Genomic DNA, 23,325 nt, shown 5'->3' on the forward strand with positions numbered 1-23,325 from the left:
TTATTCCCACTGTGGACACTGCCGCGCAATCACAACCACGTAGTCCCCCACCTGCAACTCATAGTTCAGCGGTGGATTAATATACGTTTGGCGACGCCCCTCAATGCGACGTTCCACAGCTATCAGGAGCGCATCGTCCTGCTCCTTAAGGTGGCGTTGCGCATACCAAAAGGTTTTGCCTACCAGCGTTGATGGCAAAGGCAGCCGATAAAATTGGTTCCCCACCTGTACCGTCAGCAGCTCCGCAAAGACATCCATCGCCCCTTGATTGCGCACCGCATTGCCAATGAGGTGACCCGCCATTTCATCAGCCACAACCACATCCTCCACCCCTGCCGCTTGCAGTTGGACATTATTATTGCGATCCAAAAGCTGAGCACAGGTGTAGATTGTCGGATTGAGTTTTTCCATGGTCAGGGCAGCAAGAACAGTGCGGGCATCGCGGTCTTGATCACTGCGGGGCTGGCTGGTATCCGCCAAGAGAATGGCACGGGAGGCATGGTAAATCTGCACCTTCTCTAAAACGTCAATGCGGGTATAGTCTCCCGAATAAAAGTAGAGGCGATTTTGATCCACTGTGCGCAATTCATTCAGGGGCAGCTGTTCCAGTTCAGCAATAATGACAATTGGTGCATAGCGGGTTTGGGGATCGGTTTGTAACTCCTCCAGCACAAGGGGGGCACTGCGATTCCAGCCGCAGAGAATAATGTGGTTGCGTAACTCATCCAAGTCAAGGTTCTTAATGCTCATGACCGACTGCAACCGCTGCACCATGAAGGCAGACACCACCCCTGTAAACACGGCAAACAAGGTCAGCCCCGCCAAAACCACGACTAGGGTAACGATCCGCCCGGCATGGGTTTGAGGATAGGCACCAATGGGTTCGGCAGACACTAAAGAAAAGAAGCTGTACCACAGGGCATCCCCAAGGGTCTTAATGTTTGGGTTTGAGGTTCCTTCGATAATATAAAAAGCCAGGCCCCCAAAGAGCATGATCAACACAATGATTAACAGTGCTGAAATTTGGGCACCGTAGAGACCAGAAACCTGGGGGGCAATGTAGTGCAGGTTGCGGTTCATCAGAATTGAGGCACGGGGCAGACGCAGCAGTGGCAGCAAACGAAACAGTGTCCACTGGGGCGGCATGGGGAGAATCGCCACTAGATCAAGCCAGTAGTGGCGGAAAAATCGTTGCTTTTTGCGGGCGATCGCAAATCGTAGGAATAACTCAACAACAAAGCACAGCCGCAGGGGTAAATCCAACAGCATCACAAAAAAATTAGGGTACCCGGGCTGTATCCAGAAGAGATCGATAACCACTAAAAGTACCCATATTAGAATCAAAACCAGCAGGCTAACTTCTACCTGTGGTGAGTGCAAAAATAGATCAAGCTGCTGTCTCAGCCGGCTTTGTCCCATAGGTGCTGCCAAAAGAGAGCATTAAATTCAAATTGGCGCGATCGCCGGCCAATAATGAACCTACGTGGGAATCAGTTCTCCTGGGCGCAGTTTTGCCCACCGTCCCCGTTCTTCGACAAAACTCGCACAACCGACCACATCCCACTCCAATTGAATTTCTTCCCCTTGGGTGCGGATATTCACATTGATTGTTGGCTCAATCGGCTCAAAGTCTGGCGTCAGGGTCAAATGGGGCTGCTGATGCTGCGCTTCAACGGCATGATAAGTAGTGCAGCGATCCACCAGGGCGCAGTTAACACAAATACACATGGCGAACTCTCCCAATGCCACATGCTCCTACTCTAGCGCATCCCCTAAGGTCGCCAAGGAAACTGCTGAAAGTTGGGGGGGCGTTTTTCCAAAAAGGCGGTCTTGCCCTCGGCACTCTCTTGGGTGAGGTAGTACAGCAGCGTTGCATTCCCCGCTAATTCTTGTAGACCGGCCTGACCATCACAATCGGCATTGAAGGCCGCCTTTAGGCAGCGAATGGCCAAGGGACTTTTGGTGAGAATCTCCTGCGCCCAGCGGATTCCCTCTGCCTCTAGCTCCTCAACCGGCACAACGGCATTCACCAAGCCCATCGCCAGAGCCTCCTGAGCCGTGTATTGCCGACAGAGAAACCAAATTTCCCGCGCTTTTTTTTGACCCACAATGCGGGCGAGATAACTAGCACCAAACCCGGCATCAAAACTGCCCACCTTTGGCCCCGTTTGGCCAAAAATGGCATTGTCTGCCGCAATGGTGAGGTCACAGACAAGGTGGAGCACATGACCACCACCAATAGCATAGCCGGCCACAAGGGCAATCACGACCTTGGGTAGGGAGCGAATTTGCCGTTGCAGATCCAGCACATTCAGCCGCGCCACCCCCTGCTCGTCGAGGTAACCCGCCTCACCGCGAATGCTTTGGTCGCCACCCGCACAAAACGCATACCTACCATCCGTGTGGGGACCTGCCCCGGTGAGCAAGACAACCCCAATGGTGGGATCGTTGCGGGCATCCTCAAAGGCCTGACTCATTTCAACAATGGTTTGAGGGCGAAAGGCATTGCGCTTGTGGGGGCGATTAATCGTAATTTTGGCAATGCCCGTCGTTTTGTGGTAGAGGATGTCAGTGTAGTTGTGAACCTGCTGCCAGTGGACGCTGTCCATAAAGTATCATCGCCGAGGTGAACCCCCATTGTACCCTGAGAATTCCCGGGTTGAGGGGGGGATAGCATGGCCTAACAATTGACCTCTTCCACCTGTGGCAGTTCCCAAGAGCAAGCCCACCGACGGCAACCTGCCAGAAAATGCTTGATGGTCTCTTGCCATGAATTCTTGATAACGGTCCTGCGCTACGAAGGCGCGGGCGGCCGCCAATGGGTTGCCCCGTAATCCTCAGGTATCATAAAACTCTAGGCACATGGGCATAGCAGTATGATGAGCAGTGATTTTCTCGCAGGACTCAATCCCTCACAGCGGCAGGCGGTAGAGCACTACTCGGGTCCCCTGTTGGTGGTGGCAGGAGCCGGTTCTGGGAAAACGCGCACGCTCACCTATCGAATTGCCCATTTGATTCGCCATCATCAGGTAGCACCAGAGAATATCTTGGCGGTGACGTTTACCAATAAGGCTGCCCGCGAAATGAAGGAGCGCCTTGAAACCCTTTTTAGCCAAGAGATGGCCAAGCAACTCTACGGCAGAGACTGGCTGGATCTGTCCCCTGCCGAACAGCAGCGGGTGCGATCGCGCGTCTATCACACCTACACCAAGCCCCTGTGGATTGGCACCTTCCACAGCCTATGTGCTCGACTCCTGCGCTTGGAAATTGAGGCCTATCAACATCCCCAAGGGTATCGCTGGACGCGGCATTTTACAATTTTTGATGAGTCGGACGTACAAAGCCTAATTAAGGAAATTATTACGGGTGAACTCAATCTCGATGAGCGCAGGCATGACCCGCGCGCTATCCGCTACAAAATTAGCCATGCCAAAAACCGCGGACTAAGCCCAGATCAATTGGAGCAGGAGCAAAGATCGCCCGCTGGTCGTGTAGCAGCAGAGGTTTATCGTCGCTATGAGGCGGCTCTTGCCAAGAATAATGCCCTTGATTTTGATGATTTAATTTTGCGAACAGTGCATCTGCTGCAACAGCGCCCTGAGCGTCTTGACTATTGGCATCAGCAGTTCCAGCATATCCTGGTGGATGAATACCAAGATACCAATCGCACCCAATACGATTTCATTCGGCTGTTGGCCACCAATGGCACCCCCCCTCAACAGTTTCAGAATTGGCGCAATCGCTCAATTTTTGTTGTGGGTGATATAGATCAATCCATCTATTCATTTCGCTGCGCCGATTTCACTATCCTGATGAATTTCCAGCAGGATTTTGGCGATCGCCTACCCGATCAGGATACCCGCACAATGATCAAGTTGGAAGAAAACTATCGCTCCGTCGCCAACATTTTGCAGGCCGCCAATTATCTCATTGAGCACAACAGTGAACGCATTGATAAAGTGCTACGTCCCACCAAGGATCCCGGTCCGCCCATTCACTGTGAATGTTGCGACACCGAAGCCGATGAAGCCTATTTCATTGCCCAACAGATTAAAGCCTTGGGCAGTCAATCCCTCGAACCCCAATGGGGACGGTTTGCGATTCTCTACCGTACCAATGCCCAATCTCGCCCCTTTGAGGAGGCTTTAGTTCGCGCCAATATTCCCTACACCGTGGTCGGTGGTCTCAAGTTCTATGAGCGCAGGGAAGTCAAGGATATTCTCGCCTACCTGCGGCTGCTGCAAAACCCTCAAGACACCGTGAGTCTGCGGCGAATTATCAATGTGCCGCGCCGCGGCATTGGCAAAACGACGCTAGAGCGCCTCAGTGAGGCTGCCCAAACCCTTGGCATTTCCCTGTGGGACTTGATTGCTGATACCGAATCCATGACGCCGTTGGCCGGGCGAGCTAGCCGTGCACTGCAGCAGTTTGTGACCCTCATGACCCGCCTGCGATCGCTAGTAGACGATATCGAACTGCCCGAACTGGTGAAAACCGTGATTGAAGAGACAGGCTACCGCCGCGAGCTCGAAAACGAAGGCACCGACGAAAGCTTAGAGCGACTGCAAAACCTGATGGAATTGGTCAACGCTGCCCAGCAATTTAGCGAGGAGAATGCGGAGGCCAGCCTCAGCGATTTCCTCAACAGTTCTGCCCTCACCTCAGATTTGGATACATTGCAAGAGGGAGAGGGGGTCGTCTCCCTAATGACCTTGCATGCTGCCAAGGGGCTAGAATTTCCCGTTGTCTTTTTAGTGGGGATGGAACAGGGACTGTTTCCCAACTTCCGCAGTCTCAACGACCCCATGGCCCTAGAAGAGGAACGCCGCCTCTGCTATGTGGGCATTACCCGTGCCCAGGAGCGCCTCTTTCTGACCTTTGCCCAAAGCCGTCGTCTCTACAATGGCAGGGAAGACACAATACCGTCGCAATTTCTGACGGAGCTACCCCCAGAACTGCTCACGGGCAATGTTCAACGCCGCCCTCCAAGGGCCGCTGTCACGCAGGTATCCCCCTCGCAGTTGAGCAGGGGTGCTGCTTCTCCTTGGCGGGTGGGCGATCGCATTCTCCATCCCGTCTATGGCGAAGGGGAAATTACCCATGTCTTCAATGTGGGAGCGAAACTCTCTTTGGCAGTTCGCTTTCCGCGACGCGGTCAGAAAGTCGTCGATCCGCGCCTGACCCCCCTTGAGAAGCTCAGCTCCTAAACTCGGCTCATACTCTCCAGCTCTCGATGTTCAGGTTTGTGACCAATGAGTAGGTTCACCAGCCGTTGAGTTTGTTCAATGAGTTTGTTGACCGAAACGCCTACACTCTGCCCATCCTCTTGAGTAGTTCAGGTGCAACCTGTCTGTAACATAGGGGATTGGTAGGAGCGGATCAAAACTGGATGGAGTCCTCCCGGGATGGGTCATCTCCTTGGCAATAAACAAAATTGAGTTTGCGGTCAGTGGCGTGGATCCTGCAGCCATTCGGTATTAGAACTGAATGGGTCCTTTGGGAAGGTAGAGGTGGTAGAGTACGCGTGCTAACGCATGGCTACACGGACCTCAAAATGTCCTTCTAGATATCATCTCAAGTTTAAGTTACTTAAGGCAGCGGATAAGCCTCTGAGAAATCAAATACCCTGCGCTGAACCCACTCACCCCCCGCCTAGGTTACAAACGCGTGTAAATCAGCATGTGTTCACCTAAACCTCTTGATAGTGTTGCCGGATGACTCGTTTCGCAACTGGTCATTGCGCCGCCCGACTGCTAGCGTTTCGGCCACCGCGCGGAGTGAGTCGGCTGGAAGCGCGTGTTGGGCGATTACTCGATGTTTGCATCTATCTTTTGCTGCACAAATTCACGTGCCAAATCCAATATCTCCTCGATACTCCTGCAACTATAGTTTGTTCCCATCACAACTTTACGTGCCAAATCCAATATCTTCTTGATACGCTCCCAACCATAGTTTGTTCCCAGCCACCATCCAGGAACGATTTCAATAGAGTCTCCTTCCACCAAGTGCGGTTTGTTCGGATAGAGTTTCTGCTTATCACGGGCTATGTATCTCCGTATCCTTCCATGCTTTTCTGATGCAAATCGGTCAAGAAAACCAGGATCAGCTTCCGCCAAAAACTGAAAGACCTTTACCATGAACTCTTTCGCCGATGCAGCCTCGTACGTCTTGCCTTCAAACACGAATGAAAAACTGCCTGTGGTTCGGGATCGGGAAGTCTGCTTCCGGTTTTTTGGTGCCCGGCGCATAGCCGTTTGTTGATGCGACGGTATCGGATATGCAGAAACGACACCAAGATGGTGATTCGATTTTAAAAATTCGCTACACAAATCCAAATCCGGCCTATAGCCACAGAGATCTTCAACTTTTTCGGCTAATAATTCCAACAACAATGAATCAGGCTCTTCAAGCAAACTCTTCCAAGCTCTTGGGAGTGTTGCCTCAATTTCTCTACTCCGGGCCACGTTTTGATAATCTGCACGTGCAGATTCTAAAGCTTCGCCAGAACACACTCTTTCATAGTGGAGATATCGTTCAAGCCTGCTGACCGCTTCTTCGATCTCACGCTCAAGAAGGTCGAGCTTATATACTCTCCTTTCATCATATCGGCCCTGTTCAGCAGGAAGATAAAAACTCCACTCTTGTCCATCTGTCAGGACGGCCACTGGAACTCCCGAATGAAAGGCGTATTGGAATAGCTGTCTATCAGCCCCTTCCGAAATGCCAACCCTCTTGACCTCAATAAATATCAATGGACGAAGGGCCGGATGACAGAGTGCAAAATCGACACGGCCCCCTTCGACCGAGAATTGGGGGACAACTACATTTGTATCAAATACGGGCCATCCTAGTTCCTGCAAGATCAGAAGAAGAATTCCCTGGGAAACAGCAGCCTCAGATATAAACTCACCACGCCGGAGACGTTCTCGAATCGTTTCTATATGGTTTGAAATTGTCATTTATACACCTTCTTTTTTACAACTTATTACGAGTATGCTTATTTACGACCGCAAAAACTCGCGCCGCAATTCGGTCTAACAAGTTTCACCGGTTTGTGCCTCAAAAACAATGTCATCCCAAAAACAGTAGTAAAGGTGTGACCACCTTTCATAGATTTTTCTAAAGATGACCGGGTTATCATCTTCCGATAACGCCAAAGTATCAACTTTGCCCGAGTGCTGTACGCCCGTGGGAAATTCTGACTGCACCAACTGACAATTGAACACTGTTTCAAGATTCCGTTCGACAAGTATTTGAAGATTTTTCTCAAGTGCAAAATTGAATTACATCAGAACAGGTAACTTTTGATCTGTGATTTCAAATAGTGACATAGATTTTTCTCAACGATACTTTGATTTTGCAAGGGGCAAGCCAACGCAAGAAACTGTTGAAAAAACCCTTTTTCGCGGAGCGAAGCCTGCCTGGGGTGGCTAGCGCGGCGGAGTGAGGGGGCATGCCAAGCGGTTGGGGCAGGGATTTTCGGCTAATTCGGCGTCTCAAACACACAGATTTTCCTCACACTATGTACTAGTGCGTACAGTTTCCATTGTACATCCACTTTCAATTTCGAGTGCAGCCTGAATCGGTTCATGTGTTTGTGAATACAAATGTGCGATGTTCCTCTTGGGTTGAAGGGACTGCAGTCAGGTTTTCCTCAACTCCATCACGAGGGCCTCCTGCGCGGGTGAAAGCCTTTTTTGCAGACGGTGCGCTGTGTGTGGGCGCTCTTCAAAGGTGGTGCGGTGTTTCCACTTGGACACCGTCATGGGGGAGGTTCCGTAGCGCCTGGCCAGCATGCAATCGAGTCAGAGCTCGCCGCAATTCCCGGCCGAATCGCGGGCGTGGTGCGAGTGCCCTTTGTGTAGCCGGATGAGCATGCACTGACCTCCTTAAACCGTCGGACCATGCCCGGAAGCAATCTCAGCTAGGATGCTGCGGGCCATCAGGTAACTATGGTGGGAAGATATTGTATAGTCGCCTGCTGCATTGTATAATTTCCCGCCATATTACAGAGCAACGCAATCGCAGTGAACGACGGTGACAACAACCTGGCTCCGGGCGACGTCGTCGCGGGCTTGGAACCTTCGGAGCTGGTCGAGATCCAGCGCGTCGCTCCCTTCGGCAATAAGACGCTGGTTGAAGGCGTCGGGCTCCAGTCCGGCCGGATGGTGAAGCGGCCTCTGACCGCTGAGGAGCTGGCCGCGCTTGTCAAAGTCCGCGGCCGATTCCGTACGTTCGATGGCGATGCCAGCCTCTTCCTCCTCGGCGTCGAGGCCGAGCGCATCCGCATCGCCCATCAGTTCGACCCGCTTTTTGCCGTCAACTCCAGCATCGTGGATCCACTGCCTCACCAGGTCGAGGCCGTCTATCGCTATCTTTTGCCCCTTCCCAGAATCCGGTTTTTGCTTGCCGACGATACAGGTGCCGGCAAGACGATCATGACCGGCCTTTTGATCAAAGAGCTGCTCTTCCGGGGAGTGATCCAGAAGATCCTCATCATCACCCCCGGCGGCCTGACGAAACAGTGGCAAGAAGAGGAGTTCCAGGAGAAGTTCGGCCTCCACGCGCGGCTGGTGGATCGCGCGTCTTTCCAAGCGGAGCCCGGCCAGTTCTCCCGCAACGAAGAGGGGATCTTCGTCACCTCCATCGATTTCCTGGCGCGGAATGAAGGCTGTCTCAAGGCCGCATCGGCAACTCAGTGGGACCTCGTGGTGGTGGACGAGGCCCACAAGCTCTCGGCCTATGAGTACGGCACCAAGCTCGAGGAGAGTAAACGCTACAAGGCGCTGAAGGCGATCGCCCCCAAGACCGATCATCTGCTCTTCCTCACGGCGACGCCGCACCGAGGACGAAAGGACACCTTCCGCCGGCTTCTTTTGCTGCTCGATGAGGACCTGTTCCAGAAAGATGAACACGTTGCCGACCGGGTGCGCGAGCAGGCGGCGCCCTACGGGGCTTCAGGAGCGGAGGATTTCGAGGACGAGTGCCCGATCAGCGAGGCGCGCAACCGCTTCTTCCTCCGCCGGCTGAAGGAGGAGATGGTGAACTGGGACGGGCAACCCCTTTTCAAGCCGCGCCACACCAAGACGATCGGCTACGACCTCACCCCTGAGGAGAAGACGCTCTACGACGCGGTGACGAGCTACGTCCGCTCGAAGCGCAAGGAGGCCAAGGCGAAGAAGAACCGGAACGTTGAGCTGACCCTCATGGTCATGCAGCGGCGGCTGGCCAGTAGCCTCTACGCAATCACGCGGACGCTGGAAAACCGGCTGCGTGCCCTCAACGAGGTCCTCGCCATCCTGCGGGATCCGCGCCGGTCGGAGGCGGAGAAGAAGCGGCTTCTGCGGGCACCCTCTGATCTGAGCGACCCACAAGACATCACGGAATACGAAGACCTGACCGAAGAGGAACGCGAGCGGATCGATCAGCGGATCTTCCGCTAGGTTCTCACCGATGACCCGGACAAGGTCGAGGAAGAACGGGACGAAGTCGAGCGCCTTTTCCGCCTGGCCGAGGGCCTCAAGGATCACACGGAAGCGAAGTTCGCCGAACTGCTCGCCGTTCTGGATTCCTCCGACGTGATCCGCGCGGAGGTTGGCGTAAAGCAGACCCGAGACTGGGGGCTCTGGCGATTGGCCGAGCAACGGATGGCGCGCACGCCACCGACTGCACAATTAGCATACACGGGAGGAAGCGATAGATGAAAACGGTTCGCGATGCCTGCCAACTCCAACCCAACGCCCTTTCGATCAAGGTCAGCGACCAGATCGAGCAGCTCGACGAACTGATCGCCGAGGAGCATGACGGGATCGCTTTCTTTGAGCGAACTCACATCACGCAGGGCATGCAGGACCTGATCAGCGAGGGCATCGCGCGCCTTGCGGGGGCTTCATCCCAGGCGGTCTTTCATCTCAAACAGGCGATGGGCGGCGGCAAGACGCACCTGCTCGTCGGTTTCGGCCTGCTGGCCAAACACCCCGCGCTGCGCAGGAAGTATTGCGCGGGGGTGGCGCATATCGATGCCTTTGAAAGCACTGCGATCGCGGCGTTCAATGGCCGCAACAGTCCAGACCACTTTTTCTGGGGTGAGATCGCCGAGCAGCTCGGCAAGGGCGAGCAGTTTCGCGAGTTCTGGACTTCTGGCCCGAAGGCGCCGGACGAAAAGGACTGGCTCAAGCTTTTCGAAGGCGACCGGCCGGTCCTGGTCCTGCTCGACGAGATGCCGCCGTACTTCCACTACCTGGACACGCAGAAAGTGGGCAACGGTACGGTCGCAGACATCGCCACGCGCGCCTTCGCCAACCTGCTAACCGCCGCGGGCAAGAAAAAGAACGTCTGCGTCGTTGTTTCCGACCTGGCGGCAGCCTACGAGACCGGCGGTAGACTTATCAACCGTGCGCTTCAAGACGCACGTGCCGAACTCGGTCGGCAGGAACGCGCCATCACCCCAGTAGACCTCGCCGCCAACGAGATCTACGACATCCTGCGCAAGCGCCTATTCACCAAGCTGCCCGACAAGTCGGAGATTGACGGGATTGCCAGTGCCTACGGGCGCAAGCTTGTCGAGGCGGCCAAGGCCAAGACGACGCATCGCGGCGCTGAGGCGATCGCCGACGAGATAGCGGCCACCTATCCCTTCCATCCGCGGTTCAAGAACGTCGTGGCGCTGTTCAAGGAGAACGAGCAGTTCAAGCAAACCCGCGGCCTGCTGGAGCTCGTCTCGCGCCTGCTCAAGTCTGTCTGGGAGCGCAAGGACAACGACGTCTTCTTGATCGGCCCGCAGCACTTTGATCTTTCCATCCCCGAGGTGCGCGACAAGCTCACTGAGATTTCCGGCATGCGCGATGTGATCGCCAAGGACATCTGGGACGCCCAGCAGTCCGCGCACGCTCAGTTGATCGACCTTGAGACCGGAAACGATGCGGCACAGCAAGTAAGCACGCTTCTGCTGACCGCAAGCCTTTCTACTGCGGTCAATGCCGTGAAGGGCCTCACGCGCGAGGAAATGGTCGAGTGCCTAGTGACACCGCTGCGCGAGCCGTCGGAGTTCCTGACCGCCTTCCAGGAGCTGGAGAAAGCCGCCTGGTACTTGCACCACACGCCCGAGGGCCGCTTTTACTTCGACCGCCAGGAGAACCTGACCAAGCTTCTGCAGAGCCTCGCCAACGATGCGCCGGAAAACCAGATCGATGAACTGATCCGCCACCGTCTGCGCGAGATGTTCAAGCCGACGCGCAAGACGGCCTACGAGGAGGTTCTACCACTGCCGCGCCTTGACGAGGTGGCCGAGCGCGTGCGCCGCGGCCGCGTGCTCGTGATCGTAAGCCCCGATTCGAAGATCCCGCCTGCGGAAGTGCAGCGCTTCTTCGAGGGGCTGAGCCAGAAGAACAATCTGCTGGTCCTCACCGGTGACAAGACGGCGATGGGCAGCGTCGAGAAGGCGGCCCGCCAGCTCTATGCGGCGCAGAAGGCCGACGGGCGTATCCCGAAGGGCCATCCGCAGCGCGAAGACCTCGAGCGCAAGCAGGCGGCCTACGAGCAGGACTTCAACGCCACGGTGCTCGGGCTCTTCGACAAGGTGCTGTTCCCGATCCAGCGCGCCGGCCGGGAGGCTCAGCTCGCCGCCAAGGCGCTCGACATGACGCGCGACGCGACCAAGCCCTTCGATGGCGAGGCGCAGATCGAAAAGACCCTGGTCTCCAACCCGCTCAAGCTCTACCTCGATGTCGAGAAGGACTTCGACGCGATCCGCGACAAGGCCGAGGACCTGCTCTGGCCCGCCGGCCAGGCCGAGACGCGCTGGTCTGATGCCGCCGACCGCTACGCGGAGCAGGCAGGCATGCCCTGGCTGCCGCCGCGCGGTCTCGACTGGCTCAAGGGCATCGCCATAAACCGCGGCCTTTGGGAGGACCTCGGCAACGGGTACGTGACCAAGAAGCCTGCGAAGAAGCGCACTTCGGCCCAAGTCGTGATCGAGCAGGGCCCGGATGACGAGGGGCGCGTGCGCCTGAAGGTCAACCCGGTGCATGCCGGTCCGGCGCCGCGCATCCACTACGCCGAGGAATCACCGGTATCGGAGTCGAGCCCGGTGCTCAAAGAGAACCCGTTCACGACGAAAGCCTTGCGCGTGCGCTTTCTCGTCTGCGATCCTTCCGGCCAGTACGAAACCGGCGATCCGGTGGTCTGGCGCAACCGGCTCGTGCTGCGCAATCGGCTCAGCGAGCAAGGCGGCAAGCGGCTGGTCGAACTCTTCGTCGCCCCACGCGGCGAGATCCGCTACACGCTCGACGGCAGCGAGCCGCGTGACGGCACACGGTACGAAGGGCCCGTCGAGATCGGCGACGGCGAGGTGCTGCTGCGCGTCTTCGCCACCGCCGGCGACCTCGAGGCCAAGGACGAGTTCCGCTTCCCGGCAAAGGGCAAGAAGGGTGTGCAGCTCGACGAGACCAAGCCCGCGCGCCTCATCTCCCGCACGGGCCACAAGCTCGATTCGCGAGCTTCGACTTTCGAAGGGCTCAAGCAGGCGGGTGACCTGGGCACCCTCTTCGAAAGCGTGACGCTGACCGTCGGCCAGGGCGCGCAGGTCGCGCAGCTCATGGTCGGCGAAATCCAGGTGGAGGCCACCTTTCTCACTCAGATCCTCGAGAAGGTGCTCGACAAGTTCCCGCCGGATGCGCCGATCACCATGAGCTTCCGCAAGGCGCATTTCCAATCGGGGCACGACCTGAAGCAGTTTTGCGAAAAACTCGGCATTGAGCTTGCCCAAGGGAGCGTCGAGCAGTGAGCGAGAAACCTGCCACCGTGGACTTCGGCGCCCCCGAAGGGTTTGGTGCGCACGTCTTCCGCGTCGAGATCCCGGCCGCGCGCGCGGGCGAGGTCCGCATCGTCGAGGACTACGGCTACCGCGGCAGCGAAGCCGGCATTCCCCGAGAAGAGGAGCGCGTTGTCCTCGAACGCCGCATCTGGTCCGCAATCGCCGACGTCGCCCGCCGCGAGTTCAACAGCCGTCTGAAGGCCGCGGGCCTCAAGACCGGCCGCTGGCACGCAGGCAACAACCTGGTCGAGCGCCTGCTGGGCCGCGAACTCTGCGTCCTCGCCTGGGCCGCGGAGAAGGCGACCGACGCCGAGCTGCCGGTGATCGGCAGCAAGTGGGCGGCGCTGCGTCCCGAGGAGCGCTGGTGGCTCTTCATGGTGACCGTAGCCGAGGCCGGCCTGCCGGACGACCACGACCGCGGCTGGCGCCGAGCGTTGCACCTGGCGCTCGCCGACGGCGAGGCGCCCAAGCCGAGCCGCCGTCGCCCGCGCCCCGCCGAGCCGGATCTCCTCGAGTTGCCGCTTTTCCGGGGGAAGGCATGAACCGCGCCGCCACCGAGCACGCCGCCGTCGTGCCGCTCTCGCTTGCCGAGGCGCCCGCCATCATTGAGCGGCTGCTGCCGGTGCAGAAGCTCTCGGCCGAGGCGTACAAGGAGCAGATGGCGGTGCACGGCAAGACCCTCACCGCCCTCGGCTCCTACTGGAAGGGGCGCAAGCCGCTGATCCTCGCCAAGGCCTGCGTGCTGGGCTGCCTGCTGCCGGCCACCGACGACCCCAAGCGCGACCTCGAGATCTTCGAGATGCTCATGGGCATGGACGAGCGCTCGTTTGCCGCCCGCGCCAAGCGCCGGCCGAAACCGAAGGAGATCCTCGGGAAACTGTCGCTCGCACGCATCCGCGACTACTTCGAAGTCACGCCCGACGACGCGCTGCCGCAGTCGTCGCCGGTGGACTGGTCCAATCCGGCCTACGCCAAGGCCAAGGTCGCCTGGCGCAAGGACCTTCCTGAATCCGAGCGTCGCCGGCTCGAGGCGCAGATGCTGCCCAAGGTTCCGTATCGCACGCTCGTCGAAGGGAGTTACCGGCCCGAAGAGGTGCCGGACGTCCACGACCACATCTGGGAGGAGGTCAACGCGCACCTCGGCACCCAGGCGCGTTCCTTTCCGGAGCTCGTCGAGCAGCTGGGCATCATGCGCTTCGGCCACCGGCCGCGCGTGGCCGATACCTTCTGCGGCTCGGGGCAGATCCCGTTCGAGGCGGCGCGGCTGGGCTGCGACGTCTACGCCTCCGACCTCAACCCCGTGGCCTGCATGCTCACCTGGGGGGCGTTTCACATCGTCGGCGGCACGCCCGAGGCGCGCGCGCAGCTCGAGCGCGACCAGCAGGCGCTGGTCGAGAAGGTGCAGACCGAGATCGACCGTTTGGGGATCGAGGAAGACGGCCGCGGCTGGCGGGCGAAGGCGTTCCTCTACTGCGTCGAGGCCCGCTGCCCGCAGACCGGCTGGATGGTGCCGCTGCTGCCCACGCTCGTCGTGAGCAAGGGCTACCGGGTCATTGCCGAGCTGGTGCCCGACCCGGCGAATAAGCGCTACGACATCGCCATCCGTTCGGGGGTGAGCGACGCGGAGCTCCAGGCGGCAGAAAAGGGCACGGTGCGCTCCGACGGGCGCGGCCAGGACCCGTACCTGGTGCACACCGTGGACGGGCGCGAGTACCGCACCAAGATCTCGACCCTGCGCGGCGACTACCGCAAGCCGGACGGCACCACCGGCAACCGCCTGCGCCTGTGGGAGAAACACGACTTCAAACCGCGGCCGGACGATATCTTCCAGGAGCGGCTCTACTGCATCCAGTGGATGCGGCCGAAGGGGTCAGGCAAGAGCTACGAGTACGAGTTCCGCGCCGTGACCGAGGAGGACCTCGCGCGCGAGCGCATCGTGGAGGAGTACGTGGCGCAGCACCTGGCCGAGTGGCAAGAGAAGGGCTTCGTGCCCGACATGCGCATCGAACCGGGGGACAAGACCGACGAGCCGATCCGCACGCGCGGCTGGACCCACTGGCACCACCTGTTCAACCCAAGGCAGTTGCTGTTGGGGGCGCTGATCAACCGCGAGCGTCGGGCTGGAGTCAAGTTAATCGTAGCGCAATGCGTCGACTGGAACGCTCGACTATGCACTTGGAATCGGTTTGGAGGCGGTGGCGGGATTGTTCAGCACACTTTTACTAATCAGGCGCTTAATACTCTGTTTGACTACGCCTGCCGGGGATTCGCCTACACGCTTGGCTTCCTGGTTCCGAGCTATCGCTCGTTCCCACTGAACCATGTGGCAAGGACCGTCGCCAACATCTCAGCCGATCAGATCAACGAGCACGTCGACACCTTCATCACCGACCCCCCCTACGGCGACGCAGTGAAGTACGAGGAGATCCTCGAGTTCTTCATCGCCTGGCTGCGCAAGAACCCGCCTCCGGAGTTCGCGAACTGGGTCTGGGACAGCCGCCGCGCGTTGGCCATCCAGGGCGAAGACGAGGATTTCCGCCGCAAGATGGTCGCGGCCTACCGGCGCATGACCGAGTGCATGCCGGACAACGGCCTGCAGGTCATCATGTTCACCCACCAGTCGGGCGCCATCTGGGCCGACATGGCGAACATCGTCTGGGCCGCGGGCCTGCAGGTGACCGCCGCCTGGTACGTGGTGACCGAGACCGATAGCGCCCTGCGCGAAGGCAGCTACGTGAAGGGCACGGTGCTGCTGGTGTGCCGCAAGCGCAAAGGCGAACGCAAGACCACGCGCGATGACCTCGCCTGGGAGATCCAGGAGGAGGTGGAAAAGCAGGTGCAGGCACTCACGGGCCTCAACCAGGAGGCGCGGGGGCTGTACCGCGACGAGAACGTCTTCGCGGACGCCGACCTGCAGATGGCCGGTTACGCCGCGGCCCTGCGTTGCCTGACCCGCTACGCTCGCATCGACGGCCGCGACATGACCACCGAGGCGCTGCGGCCGCGGGTGAAGGGCGAGACCACCTTCGTGGACGAGCTGATCGCCTTCGCGGTGGACACCGCCAACGGCTGCCTCGTGCCGCAGGGCATCGACCGGCGGCTCTGGGAGAAGCTCTCGGGCGCCGAGCGCTTTTATCTCAAGATGCTTGACCTCGAAGCACGTGGCGTGCACACGCTCGACAACTACCAGAACTTCGCCAAGGCCTTCAAGGTGCGCAACTTCTACGCGCTGATGGGCGATCGGCGCGCCAATCACGCGCGGCTCAAAAGCGCCGTCGAGTTCGGCCGCGCCGAGATGGGCGAGGGCTCGGAGCTGTACGGTTCGCTCCTGCGCGCCGTGCTCTATGCGCTGATGGAACTGCAACAGGAAGTGGACACCGACCAGGTGCTGGCGCACCTGACGCACAACGTGCCCGACTACTACGGCGACCTGACCCAGCGCGAGCGCATCATCGCAGTGGCCGATTATTTGGCTGGTCGGCTGAAGTTCGTGCGTCCCGAAGAGGCGAGCGCGGCGCGCGTGCTGGCCGAGGCGGTGCGCAACCAGCGGATTGGCTGAGATGAGCGGCATCCGGCGCTTCTCTTCCCGTCGCCAGCGCCTCGATCACGCCTTCCTGAACGAGAGGCTCAGGGGCGCGCGCGCCTACCGCCGCATCGCCGGCTACTTCCGCAGCTCCATCTTCGAGCTGGTGGGCGAGGAGATCGCACAGATCCCGAAGGTGCAGGTGGTCTGCAACAGCGAGCTCGACGCCGCCGACCTGATCGTGGCGCGGCATGCGCGCGAGACCGCGCTTAAGGAACACTGGAACCAGGCGGTGCCTGAAGTCGAGGCGTTGCTGCACCGCAACCGCTACCGGCGGCTGCACGCGCTGCTCACCAGCGGCCGCCTCGAGATCCGTGTGGTGCCCAAGGACCGCGTCTTCATCCATGGCAAGGCTGGTGTCATCGAACTGGCCGACGGCAGCAAGACCTGCTTTCTGGGCTCGATCAACGAAAGCAAGAGCGCCTTCGCCGAGAACTACGAAATCCTCTGGGAGGACCCTTCGCCCGAGGGCGTGGCCTGGCTCGAGGAGGAGTTCGCGGCGCTGTGGGCCGAGGCCTACCCGCTGCCCGAGGCCATCGTTGAGGAAGTCGAGCGCATCGCCAAGCGCGTCGAGATCCGCTTCGGCGACGCGGCGCCCGCCGAGCTACCTGCCGCGGCGCTCGCCGAGGCGCCCATCTACCGCGGCGGCGAGCAACTGCAGCCTTGGCAGCGCTCGTTCGTCACCATCTTCCTGGAACACCGCGAGACCTACGGTAAGGCGCGGCTTTTGCTCGCCGACGAGGTTGGCCTGGGCAAGACGCTCTCGCTCGCGGCCAGCGCCTTGGTCGCGGCCCTGCTCCAGGACGGCCCCGTGCTGATCCTGTGCCCGGCCACCCTCACCTTGCAATGGCAGGTCGAGCTCGCGGATAAGCTCGGCATCCCGAGCATGGTCTGGTCCTCGGCGAAAAAGGTCTGGCTCGACCACAAGGGCCACGAGATCCGCACGCGCGGCGCCGAGGACATCGCCCGCTGCCCGGCGCAGATCGCCATCGTCTCCACCGGCCTCATCTTCCACGACTCGGCCGAACGCCAATACCTGCTCGAGCGCAGGTACGGCACCGTGATCCTCGACGAGGCCCATCGCGCCCGCCGCCGCGGAGGCTTGGGCAGCCGCGAGAAAGAACCGAACAACCTGCTCGATTTCATGTTGCGAATCGGGCCGCGCACGCGACACCTGCTGCTTGGCACCGCCACGCCGATCCAGACCGAGGTGCGCGAGCTGTGGGACCTGCTGCGCATCCTGAACAGCGACGCCGATTTCGTGCTGGGGCGCGAGGTATTCAGCCGCTGGGCGGACTTCGAGAAGGCGCTCCCCCTAGTGAAGGGTGAGGTGAACCCGCCTGACGAGCGCGAGGCCTGGGAGTGGGTGCGCAACCCCCTACCGCCGGCGCGCGAGCACCCCCTGTTCGGGACGCTGCGGCTGCAGCTCGGGGTCGCCGACAACCACTTCTTCACCGACCGCGGGTTCGGCTCGCTCGGGTTCCTCGAGCAGCAGGCGCTCGCAGAGGCGCTCGCCCCCGGCTTTCTGCAGGACCACAACCCCATCGTGCGCCACACGGTCCTGCGTCGCCGCCGCACGCTCGAAGACGCGGGGCTGCTGGAGCGTGTTGGGGTTGACGTGCACCCCGACCCCGATGCCCCGCCCGGAACGTACCGGGGTGTCGAATTGCAGGGGCTCGGACTCGTGACCAATCACCCCTTCGATCTCGCCTACCGCGCGGCCGAGGCCTTCACCGAGGCGTTGCGCAAGCGCTCGAAGGCGGCTGGCTTCATGAAGACCCTGCTGCTGCAGCGCATCTGTTCGAGCTTTGCTTCCGGCCGCGCCACGGCCGAGAAGATGCGCCGGCGGGAGCATCTCGAGGACGAGGAAGCGCCGCTCGAGCTCGACGGCATCCTCGAGGGACTGACGAACGAAGAGGCCGCCCATCTCGATTCGATCATCGCCGAGCTGTCCCGTCCCGAGGCCCGCGATCCCAAGATTGCGGCCGTGAAGTACTTTCTCACCGAGCACCGCACCGAGGGCAAGACCTGGCTCGAGCACGGCTGCATCGTCTTCAGCCAGTATTACGACACCGTTCGCGCCCTCGCGGCCGAGTTGGCCACCGCGCTCTCCGGCGAGCCCATCGCGATCTATGCCGGCGCTGGCAAAAGCGGCATCCACCGCGACGGCGACTTTGCGACCGTGGAGCGTGAGGAGATCAAGGCAGCGGTGCGCAAGCACGAGATTCGGTTGGTGATCGCAACCGACGCAGCGTGCGAGGGGCTGAACCTGCAGACGCTGGGCACGATGATCAACGTGGACCTGCCCTGGAACCCATCGCGGCTCGAGCAGCGGCTCGGCCGCATCAAGCGTTTCGGCCAGCGGCGGCAGACGGTGGACATGCTCAATCTCGTCTACCACGACACACAGGACGAGAAGGTCTATGCGGCGCTTTCGCGGCGCATGAAAGACCGTTACGACATCTTCGGCAACCTGCCGGATACCATCGACGACGAGTGGATCGAAAACGTCGAGAAGCTCGAGGCGATGATGGATCAGTACCTGCACTTGCGGAAGCAGGCGCGTGACGCTTTCGAGATCCGCTACGAACGCCAGGTGGATCCAGACAAGAACCGGTGGGAGCTCTGCTCCCGCGTTCTCGCAAGGCGGGACATCGTGGATGCGCTCTCAACGCCTTGGGATTCTCGATAATGGGTTTACCAAATCCGGGCGCATGTCCGAAGTCGCTCACCCTACTGGTCCTGCCACCCTCACTCGCCTGGGGCGAGAACGGTGGGGCGAAGGACGCAGTCCAGGAACGTGTGAAGGCAATCAGCACGCGGTGCGGCGGAAAGGAGCGGCTGTACCGCAACACGCTCCGCTGTTACGTGAGCGAGAGCAAACACAAGCACAAGAATCGAAGCCGCTAACCGGAGGCAAACCGATGCAGGTCAATGAAGTCAACACCGCTTTCGAGATCTTGCTCGAAGAGATCGAGCTAGTCGCCAACCAACTCAACGAAGACGGGGCACAAGCCTTCAAGGAAGGCAATTACGATACGGCGCGCCGCGCCATAGAGGAAGCGGATCGTCTCGTGGAGTTCCGCGACAAGGTCAAGGCGCTTCAAAAAGAATGGGCTTCTCTCTTGGCAAGGACACCGCAGCGCCCAAAGAAGGCGAGCCGCGAGGTCAAAAGCCGTTTGCCGCGGGGACTTCGTACCCCAGAGGACACCTTTCGCCGCCCTATTCTGGAGTCGCTCGTCGAGCTCGGTGGAGAAGCCCCGACTGGCAAGGTTTTGGACCTTCTTGAGAAGAAAATGCGCGCCGAGCTGACGAAATACGACCTTCAGCCGTTGCCATCGGATCCTAAGTCCATTCGTTGGCGCAACACGGCCCAGTGGTGCCGCAATACCCTGGTTCGCGAAGGTTTGATGAAGCAAGATTCTCCCCACGGGACTTGGGAGATCTCGGACTTAGGGCGGAAGGCATTGAAAGATGAAAGCCCGATCGCGTGAGCTGCTCAACCGCGCCATTGCTGCCATGGTGGCGGCGATTGATGTGTACAACAAACCCGATTTCCGCTACCGCGCCGAGTCGTTCACGATTCTAGCGCTCAACGCCTGGGAACTTCTGCTGAAAGCCAAATGGCTGGCGATGAACAGGAACCGCTTGAGCAGTCTCTACGTGCGCCAGGGAGGTGGCAGTAAGCGGCCGCGATACAAGCGCACGCGTTCCGGAAGCCCGTTCACCCACAGCGCCGATTACCTGGCAAAGAAGCTCACCGAGCAAAAAGTGCTCGACGAAGCTTGCCGGAAGAATCTGGAAGCGCTCGCAGAGCTGCGCGACACAGTGGTTCACTTCTATCACAACAGTCCTGAGCTTGCGGAGCGGGTTCAGGAGATCGGCATGGCCACCGTCAAGAACTTCGCCGCGGCTGTGCAGGATTGGTTCAAAGAGAATCTCTCCCGCTTCAACTTCTATCTCATGCCGCTTTCTTTTGTGGCACCGCCCCGGACGGCGGAAGCCGTGGAGCTAAATAAGGAAGAAAAGGACTTTCTCCGTTATGTGAACAGGTTGGATAGCGGCGACAGTGACCCCAATGGGAAGTACTCCGTGACGATCAACATCGAGCTGCGGTTCGTCCGCTCCAAATCTGTATCAGCAAACCCTGTTCGTGTCACCAACGACCCGAACGCTCCGGCTCTCCGCTTGACCGACGAACAAATTCGCGAGCGTTATCCATGGGATTACCGAAGACTCACAGAAGAATGCAAGCAGCGCTATGCAAATTTCAAAGTCGACAAAAAATATCACCAGCTTCGCAAGTCATGGGAGAGCGATCAGCGATTTGCTCATGTCCGGCACTTGGATCCTCAGAAGCCGGAATCGCCGAAAAAGATATTCTACAGTCAGGCGATACTGTCAGAGTTTGATAAGCAATACGAGCCTCGCCTTACCTGATTCTGATGACCGAACTAGCCGACTACTGCGTCGGCGCAGCGGCGGTGCCGGTGGGAGAGACCACCCTGGCGGATCAGACCGTCTCCTTTACCGCGCAGGTTACCGACACGGTGCAACGGGTGAGTTGACAGAATTAAGCCGAACCTAGGATAATAAGAAGTTACTGACTAAAACAATGAGGAGCGGAACTGGCGGAATTGGTAGACGCGCTAGATTCAGGTTCTAGTGTCCGCAAGGACTTCGGGGTTCAAGTCCCCGGTTCCGCATCTTGGCGAGCCTGCAAAGTACGGTAGGATAGAAGCATTGGCTTCTGTGCATTGTCGTTATGGCTTTTTCCTCCATTGCCGTTCGCGAACTCCCCATCTTTCCTTTGCCGGATGTCGTGCTCTTTCCGGGACGACCACTGCCGCTCCATATTTTTGAATTTCGCTACCGCATCATGATGAATACAATTCTGGAGAGCGATCGCCGATTTGGCATCGTGATGTGGGATCCGCAAACGGGACGACCAGCCACGGTGGGCTGTTGTGCAGAAGTGCGTCGCTACGAACGGCTGCCCGATGACCGCATGCTCATTGATTCTCTGGGTCAGCAGCGGTTTCGCATCCTTGACTATGTGCGCGAAAAACCCTACCGCATTGGGCTGGTGGAGTGGATCGAGGATGAACCCACCAGCATTGATCTGCGCCCCTTGGCCCAAGAAGTGCGTCAACTGCTTGAGGATGTGGTGCGCCTCTCGGCAAAACTGACGGAACAACCCATGGAACTGCCCCCCGATGTGCCCACCGCTGCCCTGGAGCTGTCCTATTGGATTGCCAGTAATTTTCGCGGTGTCGCTCAGGAGCAGCAACGCCTTTTGGAGCTACAGTCCACCTACGATCGCCTGCTGCGGGAAGCGGAAATTTTAACCACCACCCGCAATCATTTGGCGGCCCGTACCGTCCTCAAGGAAACCTTCAAATAGGCCATGTCCTTCTCGGCGGAATATGTTACGCTAGAGGTCTTGCTTATTTTTTGCATCACATTGCCTTGCAGGGGAGAAAACCGATGAGCCGCGTTTGTCAACTAACTGGAAAAAAAGCCAATAACGCCTACGCTATTTCCCACTCCCATCGGCGGACCAAAAAACTACAGGAAGTGAATTTGCAATGGAAACGGGTGTGGTGGCCAGAGGGCAAGCGTTGGGTGCGACTGCGCCTCTCTACCAAAGCCATTAAAACCCTCGAGCGCAAAGGCCTGAGTGCGTTTGCCAAAGAAGCGGGGTTGGATCTTAACAAACTCTAGGGGTTACCCATCCTCAGAAATCGATGCGCCCATAGCGAGCGATGATGTCCCGCTGATTAGTCTGTTGCTGCCTTTGCCACGCCCACAACTGATCCCCAAGGGAAAAGTGCCACCACTCGTTTGGGTGGCGCTGGAAACCGGCATCGCTCATTGCTTGATAGAGAACTTGGCGGCGCTGGGCAAAGCAGGCGGCAGAGGTCCCCTCTGGGTGGCGATCGTAAAAGTCTGGCAGCGATCGCTCAGAAATTTCGTCAATCGCACCGCCCATCTCTAGGAGGCGGCCTTCCCTATCTGCGAGGGTGAGATCCACAGCAGCCCCCGTACTATGGGGCGGTGGTTTTGCCGGGTCTAGGCTGGGCACCGCCCAAAAGCGGTACACCTGTTGCCAAATCTCGGTAGCGATCGCCGGCTCAAGTTGCTGCGCATCATGCCCCCGTTCTTGACAGAGGGCACTAAAGGTATGCGCCACCATGAACTGCTGTACGGCAATGGGGCGATAGGCATCAAAAATTGCCAATTGCCAACCGTGGGGTTTTAGGAACGCTTGGGCCCGCTCCAGGGCGGCAAGAACACCCGAGCGTAACCAAAAGGGGGAGGCTTGGCCATAGGGAGCACCCAGGGACTGATAGGGATGGGGGTGCAGCTTCAGAAATGAATCGGGAATGGGCACCAAGGGTTCCCCACACTCTTGAATCGGGATACTCGTGTAGGGCTTATGGGCCATCTTAAGATTTCGCTTCGCGCTCCAGCGCTAGCTCGACTTGCCTAAATTCCTGCTCAAGACGGGCTTTGAGTTTCTCAGGCAGAGGACGATTGGGATAGGAACTGTAATGACCCGCCAGGGAGTTGAGGGCGGTTTGCATCGTCATAAAGGAGGAGAGCGATCGCAACGAGTCATCGCGCCGATAGAGGGCAAAGAAATCATTGAGCTTTTTGCGGGCCTCGGCTTGAGCTGCCTTTTTGTTGGGGTCATTGTCGGGCAGGGCGATCGCTTCCCGCAGGCTACTGATCAGGGCAAGGGTATCTTCACGGAAATTGCCCGTTAGCCCCGTGGGCACATTGGCACAGCTGGTCAGTAGTAGTGACACACTTAGGAAAAGCGCGCAAACCATCGCCCAAAAACGTTTCATACTCAACCCCAAAACAAAATTAGGTTTTAAGATACCCACGAGGCTAATCTTAGCAAGAATTGGTTACCCTAACC

At 58.9% G+C, this 23,325-nt stretch carries 16 protein-coding genes and 1 tRNA gene; 11 read left to right on the forward strand and 6 right to left on the reverse strand.

Going from position 1 to position 23,325, the window contains the following annotated elements:
- The 3 genes from Q0W94_RS03665 to menB all read right to left on the reverse strand — a co-directional run bounded on the left by Q0W94_RS03665 (nucleotide 1) and on the right by menB (nucleotide 2,609).
- Complete coding sequence (locus tag Q0W94_RS03665; RefSeq protein WP_297761277.1) at nucleotides 1-1,320, reverse strand: TrkA-related ion transporter; 1,320 nt, start codon at nucleotides 1,318-1,320, stop codon at nucleotides 1-3.
- 159 nt (nucleotides 1,321-1,479) lie between these two features.
- The gene (locus Q0W94_RS03670; protein WP_297761280.1) at nucleotides 1,480-1,728 is read right to left on the reverse strand and encodes a Ycf34 family protein; all 249 of its coding nucleotides are present in this window, start codon (nucleotides 1,726-1,728) and stop codon (nucleotides 1,480-1,482) included.
- Nucleotides 1,729-1,772: 44 nt separating this feature from the next.
- Entirely contained in the window at nucleotides 1,773-2,609 is an 837-nt protein-coding gene (gene menB / locus Q0W94_RS03675) for a 1,4-dihydroxy-2-naphthoyl-CoA synthase (protein ID WP_297761283.1), read from the reverse strand.
- Between the two features lie 270 nt (nucleotides 2,610-2,879).
- On the opposite strand from menB, the gene pcrA reads away from it, so the two are divergent.
- On the forward strand, nucleotides 2,880-5,207 hold the full coding sequence (gene pcrA / locus Q0W94_RS03680) for a DNA helicase PcrA (RefSeq protein ID WP_297762349.1): 2,328 nt from the start codon (nucleotides 2,880-2,882) through the stop codon (nucleotides 5,205-5,207).
- 600 nt (nucleotides 5,208-5,807) lie between these two features.
- On the opposite strand, the gene Q0W94_RS03685 is transcribed toward pcrA, so the two are convergent.
- A complete protein-coding gene (locus tag Q0W94_RS03685) occupies nucleotides 5,808-6,959 on the reverse strand; it encodes a hypothetical protein (RefSeq protein ID WP_297761286.1) in 1,152 nt (383 codons plus the stop codon).
- Between the two features lie 1,068 nt (nucleotides 6,960-8,027).
- Between Q0W94_RS03685 and Q0W94_RS03690 the strand changes: the two genes are divergently transcribed.
- The 10 genes from Q0W94_RS03690 to rpmB all read left to right on the forward strand — a co-directional run bounded on the left by Q0W94_RS03690 (nucleotide 8,028) and on the right by rpmB (nucleotide 22,121).
- On the forward strand, nucleotides 8,028-9,443 hold the full coding sequence (locus Q0W94_RS03690) for an SNF2-related protein (protein ID WP_297761289.1): 1,416 nt from the start codon (nucleotides 8,028-8,030) through the stop codon (nucleotides 9,441-9,443).
- A 257-nt stretch (nucleotides 9,444-9,700) separates the two neighbouring features.
- A complete protein-coding gene (locus Q0W94_RS03695; RefSeq protein ID WP_297761292.1) occupies nucleotides 9,701-12,784 on the forward strand; it encodes an anti-phage-associated DUF499 domain-containing protein in 3,084 nt (1,027 codons plus the stop codon).
- Nucleotides 12,781-13,356 (forward strand): anti-phage-associated DUF3780 domain-containing protein, encoded by a 576-nt coding sequence (locus tag Q0W94_RS03700; RefSeq protein WP_297761295.1) that lies wholly within the window; start codon nucleotides 12,781-12,783, stop codon nucleotides 13,354-13,356. Before Q0W94_RS03695 ends, Q0W94_RS03700 begins: the two co-directional genes overlap by 4 nt.
- Nucleotides 13,353-16,373: an anti-phage-associated DUF1156 domain-containing protein gene (locus tag Q0W94_RS03705; RefSeq protein ID WP_297761298.1), complete on the forward strand. Its 3,021-nt coding sequence runs from the start codon at nucleotides 13,353-13,355 to the stop codon at nucleotides 16,371-16,373. The genes Q0W94_RS03700 and Q0W94_RS03705 overlap by 4 nt, the downstream gene beginning before the upstream one ends.
- Before the next feature lies 1 nt (nucleotide 16,374).
- Nucleotides 16,375-19,089 carry a phospholipase D-like domain-containing anti-phage protein gene (locus tag Q0W94_RS03710; protein ID WP_297761301.1) on the forward strand — a complete coding sequence of 905 codons (2,715 nt, stop codon included), beginning with the start codon at nucleotides 16,375-16,377 and terminating at the stop codon, nucleotides 19,087-19,089.
- 232 nt (nucleotides 19,090-19,321) lie between these two features.
- On the forward strand, nucleotides 19,322-19,891 hold the full coding sequence (locus Q0W94_RS03715; RefSeq protein WP_297761304.1) for a winged helix-turn-helix domain-containing protein: 570 nt from the start codon (nucleotides 19,322-19,324) through the stop codon (nucleotides 19,889-19,891).
- Nucleotides 19,872-20,837, forward strand: coding sequence for a DUF3644 domain-containing protein (locus Q0W94_RS03720; RefSeq protein WP_297761307.1), 966 nt, complete (start codon nucleotides 19,872-19,874; stop codon nucleotides 20,835-20,837). The genes Q0W94_RS03715 and Q0W94_RS03720 overlap by 20 nt, the downstream gene beginning before the upstream one ends.
- Nucleotides 20,838-21,019: 182 nt before the next feature.
- Nucleotides 21,020-21,103, forward strand: a tRNA-Leu gene (locus tag Q0W94_RS03725).
- A 59-nt stretch (nucleotides 21,104-21,162) separates the two neighbouring features.
- Complete coding sequence (locus Q0W94_RS03730) at nucleotides 21,163-21,801, forward strand: LON peptidase substrate-binding domain-containing protein (protein ID WP_297761309.1); 639 nt, start codon at nucleotides 21,163-21,165, stop codon at nucleotides 21,799-21,801.
- Between the two features lie 83 nt (nucleotides 21,802-21,884).
- On the forward strand, nucleotides 21,885-22,121 hold the full coding sequence (gene rpmB, locus Q0W94_RS03735; protein ID WP_297761312.1) for a 50S ribosomal protein L28: 237 nt from the start codon (nucleotides 21,885-21,887) through the stop codon (nucleotides 22,119-22,121).
- Between the two features lie 13 nt (nucleotides 22,122-22,134).
- Here the strand turns inward: rpmB and Q0W94_RS03740 are convergent, their stop codons facing one another.
- Both Q0W94_RS03740 and psb27 read right to left on the reverse strand, forming a co-directional pair.
- Complete coding sequence (locus Q0W94_RS03740) at nucleotides 22,135-22,845, reverse strand: M15 family metallopeptidase (RefSeq protein WP_297761315.1); 711 nt, start codon at nucleotides 22,843-22,845, stop codon at nucleotides 22,135-22,137.
- 1 nt (nucleotide 22,846) lies between these two features.
- On the reverse strand, nucleotides 22,847-23,251 hold the full coding sequence (gene psb27 / locus Q0W94_RS03745; RefSeq protein WP_297761318.1) for a photosystem II protein Psb27: 405 nt from the start codon (nucleotides 23,249-23,251) through the stop codon (nucleotides 22,847-22,849).
- Between the last annotated feature and the right edge of the window lie 74 nt (nucleotides 23,252-23,325).

It is taken from the genome of Thermosynechococcus sp. (assembly GCF_025999095.1).
Lineage (GTDB): Bacteria > Cyanobacteriota > Cyanobacteriia > Thermosynechococcales > Thermosynechococcaceae > Thermosynechococcus.